The 13,560-nt window shown below is 35.4% G+C and carries 9 protein-coding genes; 8 read left to right on the top strand and 1 reads right to left on the bottom strand.

Going from position 1 to position 13,560, the window contains the following annotated elements:
• The 8 genes from CSE_RS08340 (at window position 1) to CSE_RS08335 (ending at window position 12,158) form a co-directional block, all read left to right on the top strand.
• Entirely contained in the window at window positions 1-2,820 is a 2,820-nt protein-coding gene (locus CSE_RS08340) for a copper amine oxidase N-terminal domain-containing protein (RefSeq protein WP_014454032.1), read from the top strand.
• A gap of 128 nt (window positions 2,821-2,948) precedes the next feature.
• Window positions 2,949-3,914, top strand: a complete 966-nt coding sequence (locus CSE_RS08055) for a peptidoglycan DD-metalloendopeptidase family protein (protein WP_014454031.1) — start codon at window positions 2,949-2,951, stop codon at window positions 3,912-3,914.
• A gap of 12 nt (window positions 3,915-3,926) precedes the next feature.
• The gene (locus tag CSE_RS07400; RefSeq protein WP_014454030.1) at window positions 3,927-4,328 is read left to right on the top strand and encodes a bactofilin family protein; all 402 of its coding nucleotides are present in this window, start codon (window positions 3,927-3,929) and stop codon (window positions 4,326-4,328) included.
• Window positions 4,312-4,656: a nucleotidyltransferase family protein gene (locus CSE_RS07395; RefSeq protein ID WP_014454029.1), complete on the top strand. Its 345-nt coding sequence runs from the start codon at window positions 4,312-4,314 to the stop codon at window positions 4,654-4,656. Before CSE_RS07400 ends, CSE_RS07395 begins: the two co-directional genes overlap by 17 nt.
• Window positions 4,649-5,008, top strand: a complete 360-nt coding sequence (locus CSE_RS07390) for a HepT-like ribonuclease domain-containing protein (RefSeq protein WP_014454028.1) — start codon at window positions 4,649-4,651, stop codon at window positions 5,006-5,008. Before CSE_RS07395 ends, CSE_RS07390 begins: the two co-directional genes overlap by 8 nt.
• Window positions 5,009-5,010: 2 nt before the next feature.
• On the top strand, window positions 5,011-5,643 hold the full coding sequence (locus tag CSE_RS07385; protein ID WP_014454027.1) for a phosphoribosyltransferase: 633 nt from the start codon (window positions 5,011-5,013) through the stop codon (window positions 5,641-5,643).
• Between the two features lie 106 nt (window positions 5,644-5,749).
• Entirely contained in the window at window positions 5,750-8,929 is a 3,180-nt protein-coding gene (locus tag CSE_RS07380; RefSeq protein ID WP_014454026.1) for a stalk domain-containing protein, read from the top strand.
• A 103-nt stretch (window positions 8,930-9,032) separates the two neighbouring features.
• Entirely contained in the window at window positions 9,033-12,158 is a 3,126-nt protein-coding gene (locus CSE_RS08335; protein ID WP_014454025.1) for a stalk domain-containing protein, read from the top strand.
• A 186-nt stretch (window positions 12,159-12,344) separates the two neighbouring features.
• Here CSE_RS08335 and CSE_RS07370 read toward each other — a convergent pair whose 3' ends face one another.
• Window positions 12,345-13,559 (bottom strand): glycosyltransferase, encoded by a 1,215-nt coding sequence (locus CSE_RS07370; protein ID WP_014454024.1) that lies wholly within the window; start codon window positions 13,557-13,559, stop codon window positions 12,345-12,347.
• Window position 13,560 lies beyond the last annotated feature (1 nt).

Raw genomic sequence — 13,560 nt, 5'->3', positions numbered from 1 at the left:
ATGAGAAAAGTATGGGTACTTTTAATAGTTTTATCTTTGGTTTTGAACGCTTTTGGAATTATTAGTAGCATTAAAGCGGTTTCCATAGCACCGCCATTTAATGTCGAAGTAGACCCAATAAACGGGGGAGTTATTGCCCAATATAGGATATACGGAAGTTATTCAGATTACGATAATGTTGGTATGTTAAAACTCTATTTCCGTGATGACACGCGTTTCAAATTCGACTCAGCCCCTTACGGGAGTGTTCTTGTCAATGGTGAGCCCGTGAAAGGGGCGCAATTCAAACTAATAACTTCAGATAATTCAGTAGAACTTTCGCTTTATCTAAGCAAATTAATCAATAAGGGAGATAATGTTGAAATACTTATTAAAAAAGAAGCAGGACTTGTAAATCCTATAACGCCTGCAACATGTTACAAAGTAAGAGTGGTGTATTTGACAACAAACGGTGCAGAATTAGGAGCAACTTTATCAAATAGTTATAGGATTACTGTTTCTTCGGTACAAGACGTTGTTGTCAATGTAGACCCTGCAGTTAGAGGAATGAATGCCTTGTACGTTGTAAGGTTTTTAACAGGAGCAAAAGGCGCACTTCGTGCAAATGAAGGCGAAATAAGGATAAAGTTTCCGGAAGGTACGGCTTTTCCCCAAATACTTACAAGGACAAATGTTAAAATTAATGGATATGAAGCATCTGGCGTATATAGAAGTGCAGATAATCCGTTTATGCTTAGAGTCTATGCTCCGATAGATATCCCTGCCTATTATCCAGTAATGATTGAGTTTAGCGAGAAATTCGGAATAAGAAATCCATCTTCAGGTGTAAAGAAAATTTCACTTTCAACATCGGTAGAGGAGACCTGGATTGATTCTGACCCTTTTATAATATATGATCCTCAGGTGCAGAATCTCTCGATAAATCTTTCAAGGGATTTTACAGGCGCGAACTCTGGTTTTGAAATAAACTTCTCAACCTCACCTGTTGGAAATCTCCCAAAGGGGAAATACATATATATTGACTTTGGACAAGATTTTTCTTTGAACAATGTCAATTTACAAGGATTTGTAACTGTGAACGGAATGACTGCAAATGCATCTGTAAATGGTAGTGTTATTATAGTTGAAAATCAGTTCGATTTATCTGCTTTGCAAAATGTTTCGGTTGTAATTAATGAGAATGCAGGGATTGTAAATCCTATTAATAATGGAGTATATAAAATATATTGCTGGACAGATACTGATAATTACAAGGTGAGTGTACCTGTTACAATAAACGAGTCAACAATATCAGAAGTTGTTTTAAAAACTAAAAACACAGGCATATTGTCAATTAACGAATTTAACATCAGTTTCAAAACGGGGCCGGTTAAGATGCTTCAAAAAGGCAAGGATACGATAAATATTACATTTGATAGCGGGTTTGTATTCAGTAACGAGAATATGCCTAAAGATGCTTTCAAGGTAAATAATTTAGAAGTAGAAAATGTTGCAGTTAATGATAAAACTATTTTTCTTTATATTCCCCAGGATATATCTCCCAAAACCCAGGTTGAAGTAAATATACTTAGCTTGGCAGGTATTAAGAATCCAGCAAATCAAGGTGAATATGGAGTAACAGTATCAACATCTCAAGAAACAAAAGGGGTTTCAAGCAATAAAATAAAGATTATCCCTTTGCCAGTTGTTGAATTTACTTTTAATCCTTCTTTGCCTGACGGAATGAACGGTATTTACAGAACTCCTCCTGAGGTAACTCTTTCGACGTCAAATGGTGTTAAAGTATTTTACAAAATAGATGACGGTGAATTCAAAGAGTTTGAAAAGTCTTTCAAAGTTTTAGAGGGCAAACATACAGTTTTTGCGTATGCAGTTGATGCTTTAGGAAACCAAGGAGAAATTATTGAAAAGAAGGTAATAGTTGACAATACTCCGCCTGCTATTAATATCGATTCCGTTTCTTTAGGTAAGGTTATATTCGGAGCGGCAAAAGTCGTTTCTGGCTATGTTTCAGAACCATGCACATTAAAAGTAAATAATAAGGTTCTTGACCTCAATGACGACCTGAAATTCTCCGTGCCCATCGATGTAAAAGATGGTGATCCTGTTATTGTCTGGGCAAGAGATCTTGCGGGGAACCAAACAACAATTCTTCTTACAGCAAAAATTGATGAAACACCACCCGAAATTTCTTTTGTTGATTTGAACACTAAATTAAATTCTTCTGTTATACAAACTGAGACAACAGATGAAAACTTTACCCTAAAAATTAATTTAAGTGAAAGTGGAAAAGTTTTTGTGAATGGAATAGAAGTCCCGCATAATAGCAACACATATATCTATTCAACGCATTTGGCGGATGGTGATAATGTTTTTGTTGTGGATGCATACGATTTAGCAGGAAATAAGAGTTCGAAGACTGTTGTAGTAAAGAAGGTAAACGAGAAAATCATTAAACTTCAAATAGGCTCAAAAGAGGCAATAACTTCAAGTACTACAGTTTTGCTTGAACAGAGCCCATTTATTGAAAATGGAACAACTCTTGTTCCTTTAAGATTTATTGCAGAAGCATTTGGCTCAACGGTTAATTATAATGAGGCTTTAAAACTCATTACAATAGAGTTTGCAAATAAGATTATTCAAGTTCAGGTTAATTCGACCATTGCCTTGATAAATAATAGCGTTTATAGACTTACCGTTGCACCTAAAATAGTTCAAGGCTTCACCTTTGTTCCCCTTCGTTTTATCGCTGAGGCATTTGGTGCAAATGTTAGTTGGGATGCAGCAACAAAGACTATAACTATTACTTATAAGCCATAGGACTCTTTTGGGGGGATTCTTTAATCCCCCTCTTGCATTTTTTGAAATTTTTTGTTTTTGTGTATTATAGGTATTAGGAATTTGGTGTGAGGTATTGGCGTTGAATTTTGTTGAAAGAAGGTGAGAATGTGGACCTGTGGAAGCATAAGTACGAAGTACATAAGAAAAAAGTGAAGAAGCAAGGCGGCTTTACCCTGATAATTGTACCTCACTATCAAGGTAAAACCGTAAGAATTGTCCTAACACCTTTAAGAATTTACACGATTTTATTTACCTTTGCCTTGATTGTTACTTTTGCGGTTTCCTTTGGCGCATCTTACAGGGAACTTCTTGTAAACGCAAAAGCCCCTGGAGTTTATGCAAGTTCTTTAAGTGTGGAAGATGCCAAGAACTTACAGGCTCTTCAGGATGAACTTGCAAAGACCAAAGCAGATGTTGAAGCCTTGAGACAGTATGTGCTTGCTCTGGGCAAACTTGAAAAGGATGTGAGGTCGGCCCTTAAACTTGGCGGGGAAACAGTGAGTTTAGAGTCAATTCTTGCACGTCCATCATCAAAATCTCAGATACAATCATATACAGAACTTCCAAAAACTTATGCGCAGGTAAGAACTGAACTTGCAGATACATCGAAACAAGCAGTCCAAACAGAGCAAACCCTTACAATGCTTCAGGAAACCGTATACAAGTTTAACGAGATGAAGGCACAAACGCCAGATTATTGGCCGCTACAGGGATCAATTACTTCTTACTTTGGGTGGCGAATAAGTCCGTTTGGTGGTGGCTGGGAATTCCACAAGGGAATTGATATTGCAAGTTATTATGGTGCACCTATTAGGGCGGCAGCAGATGGAGAAGTAACTTTTGCAGGTTGGGATTCAGGTGGCTATGGAAAGATGATTATTATTTATCATAGAGATGGTATAGAGACAGTTTATGGACACCTTTCAGGAATCGATGTAAAAGTAGGAGATAAGGTTAAAAAGGGACAGGTTATTGGTTATGAAGGGTGCACCGGATTGTGTACTGGACCACATTTGCATTTTGAAATAAGAGTCTGGGGTGAAGTAATTAATCCGTTAAAATATCTTGAGTAAGGAGGTTTTACAATGGCATTTGGAAGAAAAGATGAGACAAAAGAAGCAGTTTCAACAACACAGACGGTAATTGCAAAAGATCTTTTTGTAAAAGGTGATGTTAAGTGCGAAGGTGTAATGAGAATTGAAGGAATAATTGAGGGGCATATTTCAGGTAATGGCGAAGTAACAATTGCAGAAGGCGGAAAAGTAAAAGGTGATATCCAAGGAAGAAAAGTAATTGTAATCGGGCAAGTTGAAGGAAATATTACTTCAAAGGAAAGTGTTGAAGTTTTGGAGCATGCAACAGTAATTGGAGATATAACTGCTGAGAAAATCTCAATTGAGGAAGGCGCAACGGTTGAAGGAAAAGTAATCACAAAGAAAGCACAGCAAGTAATAACAGAACCGCCAAAGAATGAGGAAAAAAAGTAGGGGGATTTTCAAGAAAGACAAATCTAAAGAACTAAGTAAGGATGAAATAATAAAAATACTTACGAAGAATAGAAAGATCCTTGGAAAGTTCAAGGTAAAAAGAATAGGTATTTTCGGTTCATTTGTTAGAAATAAAGCAACCTCAAAAAGTGATGTTGATTTATATGTAGAATTCGAAGAGCCTACCCTTGAGAATTTTATTGGATTGAGTTCTACTCTTGAAAAACTTTTTAAAAGAAAGGTTGATATACTTACACCATTGGGAATTGAAAGTATTAGAATTCCATCAGTGAAGGAAGAAATAAAAAAGAGCATAGAATATGTCTAAGAGAAAAGATAGAGAGTATCTCTTTGATATTAAAGAAGCAATTGATAGAATAAAAAATTATACTAAGGACATTGATTTTGGAACATTTATTGCAAAAACAGAGAAACAAGACGCTGTATTGAGGAATCTTGAAATAATTGGAGAAGCTGTCAAAAATATTTCACCTGAGATAAAAAATAAATACTCAGTGGTTAATTGGAAAAGTATTGCTGGCCTGAGAGATAAAGTAATTCACTTTTACTTTGGAGTAAATCTCGAAATAGTTTGGGATGTAGTTCAAAACAAACTTGGGAACCTTGAAAGAACTTTGGATAAAATTTTGGAAGATCTTGGGGAAACGCACAAATCGTAGGTATGTTTAAAAATAGGCTTGATGCAGGAGAAAAACTTGCAAAGGCAATTTCTGATGAGGGCATTGCCTTTGATTATTTATTTGCGTGTCCCAGAGGTGGTGTTGAGGTTGCATTTCCAATTGCAAGAGAGTTTAAAAAGGAAATAATACCACTTTTTTCGCACAAAATTCCATCATCTATAAATGAAGAATTTGCAATTGGTGCGGTGTCAATTGATGGTGATTACATTATAAACGAGTATGGACAATCCGAAGAAAAATATTATTTAGAGGAAATTATAAGAAAAACTGTCGACCTCATGAAAAAACGGGCGGAAAGTTATGGTGTAATTTTTGATTTTAAGGGCGTTAAAGATAAGGTTGTGCTTGTTATAGATGATGGTATCGCAACAGGTGAAACGCTATTTGCAGGCGTAAAAAGTATTCTTAAATACGAGCCCAAGGAAGTTTATGTTGCAGTGCCTGTTTCATCTTATGAAGGCTATACAAAATTGAGGGAGATTGCAAAAGTGATTGCTTTGCATATTGATAAGTATTTCTTTGCTGTGTCAGAATATTACGATGAATTTGGTCAATTCGATGATACTGAGGTTAAAAAATATTTAGCACTTTCAAAAGAATTTTCAAAAATTTAATCAATCTGCGGAACTTTTTTGAAGGTTTTAGTATCTAATATATGGTGAAAAGAATTTTTGCTATAATTAGACAAAGACTTACAAGCCTTGAAAGGAGGTTAAGATTATGTTTAAGAAGTTATTAGTTTTCTTATTAATTTTTACGTTAACATTAGTTGGAATTGCGATTCCTACAAAAGCAGTTTATAGCGTCTCTGTTAGCGCCACTCCAAACACAGCAGGAGCATTTGCATCGTATTCGATTTCATTTTTTATGCAAAATCCACTTGCAGCATCTGGATCTATATTTATTACATTTCCATCGGGATTTACTGTGCCACAAGGAGCATGGAATACAAACTATGTGCAGGTTAATGGCGTCTATCCTACATCAGTTTCTGCTTCAGGGCAGGTCATTACAATAGTGCCATCTCAACCAGGCGGTCTTGGAGCAGGTTATGTTTCTGTTTTTATTTCGAATTCGGCAGGTGTAAAAAATCCGCCAATAGGTGGAACTTATTCTATTACGATAAGCACAACTACTTCAGGAGAGGGAGCTGGTTATGGTACATTAACAATAACAAGTGCAGTTACAGGTGTTTATGTTTCGGTAAATCCACTTCTTGCTGGAACAAAAGCCTCATACTTCATTCAATTTACGCCAAATGTTTCTTTAGTGCAAAACACAGACTATATTTACATAGAATTTCCAACAGGAACAACACTTCCGACACCTATTCCTAACAATGTTATGTATGTTGGTACTTCTCAGGTTCCTTCAACGTATATATCATATCCCACTTCTACAAAAATGCAGATAAAAGTACCTATAGCCTTAAATGCAGGCGTTGTCCAACAGGTATACATCCCTGATACATTTGGCATTATTAATACTACAACTTCAAACGTTCCCTTAACGGTAAAAGTTTCTACAAGCAAGGAAACAACACCAGTTGACTCAAATCCTTTTACGCTTATAGGCACAAGTGTATCTTCTCCAACAGTTACGGTAAGCCCAAATTCTGCATCTTCCAATGCGTCTTATACTATTCAGTTCAATGTAAGCCCAACAGGTGGTTTATCGCCTACAACTGACTACATAAAAATTGAATTTCCAGAAGGTACCACAGTGCCAGCAAACACTAACCCAACGTATATTTCAGTAAACGGTATAGCTTGCAGCAATAGGTTGGTAAGTGGAAACCTACTAACAATATATATTCCTTCGACACTTGCTATAAACAACGGCCAATTTGTAATCGTCCAAATATCTAACAATTTTGGAATCGTTAATCCAAGCACGCCAGGAACATATACTTTAAAAGTTTCTACAAGTAAAGATATTATCCCCGTTCCTGCATACTATACCATTACTGGCACTTCTATTTCAAATCTTGATGTTGTGGTTGATCCGCCAACACAGAATGCTAACGCCCAATATACAATCACATTTAAAACTTCTTCAAGTGGTGCACTGTCAAGGAGTGCTTCCGATAAAATCTATGTGGCATTCCCAACAGGATTTACAACTCCAAGCTCAATAAGTGGTGTTTATGTTACTGTTAACGGAACGCAGTGCACAACATCGATTACAAATACAAGCGGAAAATTGACAATTACAACACCTGTTGATGTAGGAGCAAATTCCACCGTGACAGTTGTAATTTCGAAGAACGCAAACATTATTAACCCCTCTTCCTCAGGCACATATCAAATTAAGGTTTCCACAAGTAAGGATGTTGTTGAAGTTATGGATAACGTTGATATTGTTAAATCAACTGTATCAAAACCACAGGTGCAACTTACCTCTTATGCCGTAAGTGACGATGTTGGGGTGACGATTATTTTTAATACAGGGTCAGGTGGTGCACTTACAACATCTGACACAATCTCATTAGTATTTCCATCGCAATTTACATTGCCTTCGACAATTCAGACGGGTCTCGTTAAGGTAAATAATGTAAATGCACTTCAAGTAACGAAAAGCGTAAATAGAATAGACATAAAACCATCTGTAAATATTGGTGCAAACTCACAGGTAACAGTTGCAATTGATAAAAGCGCAGGGATAAAAAACCCAACTCAGTCAGGAGACTATAAGATTTCTGTTTATACATCAAAAGAGACAACTCCAATCGATTCGGATACATTTAAGATCGTTATACTCCCTGTAACTACCGCAGCCGTAAGCCCAGCACAACCTGACGGCGAAAACGGATATTATAAGACAACACCAAGAATTACTCTTACTGCAACAAGCCCTGTTGATACAAATCCACAAATCTACTTCTATATTGATAATCCTTCACCGCAGTTATACAGTGCGCCTATATCAATTCCTGACGGAGTGCATACTCTTTACTTCTATGCAAAGGACAAATACGGAAATACGGAAGTTGCTAAATCTCTTCAATTCAAGGTTGATACCATAAAACCTACGATTACAATTACATCACCTCAAGACAATGCAGTTTTGAACTCAAAAGATATTACCATAAAAGGAAGGGTATCAGAGCAAGCAACCCTTACCGTAAACGGTGCACCTGTTATCGTAAAACCTGATTTAACATTTGAATATGCAACAACAATTGTTGGCAAGACCACATTCACAATTGTTGCAAAAGATGTTGCAGGAAATACCAATCAGACAACCCTTACAGTTTCGCTTGACACAACGCCACCAAAACTTACCGTAACGAAACCTGTTGCATTCCAAACAGTAAATGTGCCTTACGTTAATGTTGAAGGAATAACCGATGCTGATGCAGTTAAAGTTACCGTAAATGGGCAACAAGTTCAAGTTGGAAGTGATTTTAAATTCTCCTATAGAGTGACACTTACAACAGAAGGCCTTAACTCAATCGAAGTTATTGCGGAGGATCTTGCAGGGAATCAGGCTCGACAAGTAATACCAATTAACTACGTGAAGAAGACAAAACTTATTTTGCAAGTTGACAACAAGAACGCCATTCTAAACGATAAGGCAATTCAACTTGATGCACCGCCAAAGATTGTTAACGGAAGAACCCTTGTTCCAATAAGAACAATAGCAACTGCATTTAACGCCGAAATTGCATGGGAACCTGTATTTAGACTCGTGATTATCAAGTTGGGAGATACGACAATTTACCTTCAAATTGGTGTAAGCTATGCATCGGTTAATGGTAAAAAGGTTACACTTGATGTTGCACCACAGATAATTGGGAATTACACGTATGTGCCATTAAGATTTATTTCGGAGTCGCTTAATGCTTCAGTTGAATGGGACGGAGCAACAAAGACGATTATTATTATTTATCCAAAGTAGAGAAGTTTTGATGTTTTAAATGGGGGGCGAAGCCCCCTTTTTTTATTAAATTGTTTTTTAATTTTTCAATAGTGGGTGTAAAATAAAATAGGAGGTGGTACAAATGAAATTTAAAAAGGTTGTTACTTTCTTTTATATCTTATTCATAGTTAGTCTTTTTATAAGTCCTAAAGAGATAAATGCTTTGCCAACACAAATTGACCTTATTGATAAACAAACAGAGAAAGTTTTCTATTTTGATCCTATACCAAACTTCAATACACAGGGGACTCTCTTAAATGAAGATGCTTTTGTTTATAAAGTGGGAGAAATAATTTATGGTAGGATTAACGAAAATCAAAGCAGTTCCTGGTATGTAGGTTTGAAGGATTTAAGCGGTAATATCCTTGTTCAGACACAGTTGAATACAAAAAATGAATTTTCAATTGTTGCTTCTGTAAATAAGGATGGGAAGTATGTGATTTTTGCAACCGATTCTTTAACAAGTCCATCATGGATAATAACGAAGGAAATATACATTGTTTATAACTTTGAATTAATAAAGGCAGACATCAAGATGTGTTCAAATATGACATCAACTGTCGAGGGAAAAGTAAAACTTGGCAACAATGTTGCACCAACAAACCCCATTACTGTAAGTGTTGTTAATCCAAATAAGAAACTTGCGGTAAAAAGCACGACCAATTCTTATTTTAATCTCGTTTTCCCTGGGTCAGGTATCTTGGGAGATTCTTATTTAATTATAAGCGACGGGTATCCATCTTCCACTGGTTCGGATGCGATAGTTTATGCAATAATGCCAAACTATCTTACAGAAACTTGGAAACTTGAGGAGTTAACCCCCAACGCGCCTATTTATAACGATGAGGAAGGAAATCTTGAACAGTCAATAGTGGTTGTTCTTAAAGATTCAAAAGGAAATCTTATCTCAGGGAAAAGCGCTAATTTCATAATAGGTTCAACCTGGCAAAATCCGAGTATAAAGGAAATTTCAGAAGGTGTATATAAAATCTATGGGGGGCATGTAAAAGGTAATTTGGTTGAAATTTATGTAAAAGATATCGTTATTTCAAATAAAATTGTAAAAATGACCAAAAAGTTGACCTACTTTAATCCATACATCGAGGTTGATGCAAAATTTTCGAAAGCGCCATACGGAGCAGGGCCTTACAAGGATTTGACACTTGGAAAAGATGTTTTTGACCTTGTTCCAATTAAAATTGGATATTCTCTTGAAATAAACTGTGGGGTTTTCCCTGTTCCAGGAATTAAAGATCCTGTAAGTCCGAAATACACATTAAAAGAAAATTATTATGTTTACAAAGTGGAAACTGAAATTGGACCAGGACTTGAAAACCATGATACGAAGACAGGAATTAAAAACATTTACTATGTAAAAAGTTTGAAAGGAGCTTATATAAAGATTAAAGCAATTATATGGGAAAGAGCAAATAAAGATAAGACAACACCTTGGTCCCAAGCGACGCCAACTCCATATAACGCATGTTGTTCAAAGAGCATTTCTGAAACATTTTATTTAACTTCAGAAACTTTGGAAATGCTTTACGAAGTGGATCCTGTAAAATTTGAAATTGGAGAAATTAAAGATTTAAAAATTAAAGTTGATAATTCCTTTTCAATAGTTCATGTATATATGGTGAATTCAAGAGGACAAAAATTGCAGGATTCAATTACTGTTTCTTACAGAGGAGGAAGGGAGCGCAAAACACTTTCTGACTTGTGGTTTAATCCACTTCATATAACAGGGACAAACATTCCCGATTTACCTATCCTATTTGGTTACGATGATAATATAGATTATGTCTATGCTAATTCAAATGTTATCTTTAAGGGAATTTCATTTAACTATATAACTAATTATCCTTTGGATAAGAACAGTATTGTTGTTGAGATATTTGAAAAATGCGATAGCACTTATCCCTATTGCGCAATTTTGAAAGGTACTGTAGAAGTGACACCGAAAGTGCAAGAAATTATAGGTAACTATGAAATTTATACAAGTAGGATTGATAAATCAAAATTTTACTCAGGTATTGATAGAAGCGTTTTTATAAAAGCGCCGTTTACATTTAAAGATATATTCATTAATTGCTATTTGAATGGCAAACCTCTTTCTGATTTTGGGATTGATTTTTCTTACCAAAAGAGCGAAGATGGAAAAATTCTTTTAGTCTTTGAAAAACCTATTCCATATGAAGAAGATGTTTCTCAAAATGAAATTTCCGTGAAGATCGAGGCATTTAATGATGACCTAACTAAAGAGGAGGTCTCAGAAATTAAAATACCAGTCTTTAAACCGATTGAGGATAAAACTCCCCCAAAGATTGAAATTATTTCACCAAATGACGGACTTTTGACAAATAATGAGATGTTGGAAGTGTCAGGAATGGTAACCGACGATACAGAGGTTGAAAACGTATACATAAACGGGGAAAAAGTGAGTATTTCAAAAGGTCTTTTTAAAACGAGTCTAAAGTTGAATGAAGGACAAAATGTAATAATGATTTTAGCAAGGGATATTTACGGAAATGAAGCAAAAGAAATTTTGAAGGTTTATCTTGATAAAACCCCACCAACTTGTGAAATTAATTATCCAAAGGTTACAGAAAAAGGGAAAGTGCAAATTACAGGAAAAACTGAGAATGATACAAAAATATATTTTAGAGGAAACGAAATAAAAAACGAGAATGGGAGTTTCTCTATAGAAGTTGAACTAAGTAAAGGCCTAAACTATTTCTTCTTTAGCTTTGAGGATAGGGCAGGCAATAAGGCAAAAACAACAATAGAAATAAAGAAGATAGAAATTACAAAAATCATATTACAAGTCGGAAATAAAAATATGTACATAAATTCAAAATCTTTGCCAATTGATCCTGGAAGAGAAACAACGCCAATTATTAAAAACGGGAGAGTTCTTGTCCCGATAAGAGCGATCGTTGAATCTGTTGGAGGCAAGGTTTACTGGGATGGATCTACACAAAAGGTGACTATTCTATACTATAACACAACAATTGAATTATGGGTTGGAAAAGAAAAGGCTCTTATTAACGGAAAGGAAGTGCCAATTGATTCCATAAACAAAGAAGTAAAACCTGAGATTATAAACGGCAGAGTAATGGTGCCTATAAGGTTTATTGCTGAATCTCTTGGGGCAGAAGTTGAGTGGGATGCACAAAGCAAAATAGTTATATTAACTTTTATAAGGTGAGGTGTTAACACCTCACCTTAATTTTAGAAGATAACCAATAAAATTCCTTATTTATAGTAAATTTACTTAATAATTCTGGGTAAGAATGCCCCTCTAAAGAATAGAAATTAACATTGTTTATTTTTCAAATTTGAAAAGTTTATATAATCCTAAAAGTATGGATATTTTAGTAAACTGCTCAATTCTTTAAAATCTCGGTGTTTTGTCCCATACAATTTGTTTTTCTCTTTGTTTAAACTTTAAGAAATAACTTCTTATTGCAAGGATTATCCAAAGTTGTGCATAGGTAAAGTACATGAGAAATGCAAAAATTGTGTTCTTAAAGTTTATTTCGTTATCAATAACCTCTGAAGCGATAATTTCCGAAGTATAAATCCACAATGTTTCGAACCAGAGAAGTAAAAGCGGAATTGTATATGGAATCGAAAGTCTGTTTAAAAGTCCCAGAACAAACCAGATATCCGAAGCGATAACGAAGAAAACAAATACATAATATACAGAAACTAATTGGATATTGTTTATAAAATTTTTTCCTTTTCTAAGTTCAGGCTCATTAAAAATTTTTGAAATTAAGTATAAATTGCCAATAAGCCAACGTGTTCTTTGTTTAAAAAAGACTTTGAAACTTTCAGGTTCTTGCTCATATGTAATGGAATCATCAACCACAGGAATAAGGTATCCTTTTGCATAAATTCTTGCAGTAAGTTCCGCATCCTCTGCAAGCGCATAGTTATCCCAGCCACTCAGTTCTTCAATTACTTGCCTTTTAATTACAAAATTTGTCCCAGTAAGTGTGCCAAATTTGAAAAGTTGCCATCTTCCACATTGCATTACAAGTTGAAATAGCATGAACTCAAGGCCAATCATTCTTGTAAGGCTATTTTTGTAGATATTTTTTGTCTTAACATAGCCTACCGCTCCTGCATTTTTAGGATTGTTAGACATTTGTTCAATTAATCTTCTAAGAGCAAATTTGTCAGGTTCGTTATCTGCATCGTACACTGCGATTATTTTGCTTTTAGAAATGGTTAATCCGTAATTAAGCACTCGTGATTTTCCTTTCGGGCTGCCTTCAGGTACTTCTATGTGTTTAAAATTCTTATACTTCTTTTCGAAAAATTCGGCAATTTCTTTTGTGTTGTCTTCTGAACTGTCGTTTAACACGTAAACCGTATACTTGCCAGGATAATCAAGTTTCGCCATCGCATCAAGTGTCTCAAAGAGGACTTTTCCTTCGTTTCGTGCGGGAATTAGAATGTCAACATCTTGATATGATTCAAGGCTAACTTCTTTCTTTCTCCTTGTGCGGTATATAAGTCCTGCAACTGACAGCACGGCATAGTAAAGGATTAAGATCCAGAATAGGATGGAAACAGCAATTACAAGCCTTGGAAGAATCATG

This window comes from Caldisericum exile AZM16c01 (assembly GCF_000284335.1).
In the GTDB taxonomy this organism is placed as follows: Bacteria; Caldisericota; Caldisericia; order Caldisericales; family Caldisericaceae; genus Caldisericum; species Caldisericum exile.
This window is presented reverse-complemented; position numbering and strand designations above follow the sequence as displayed.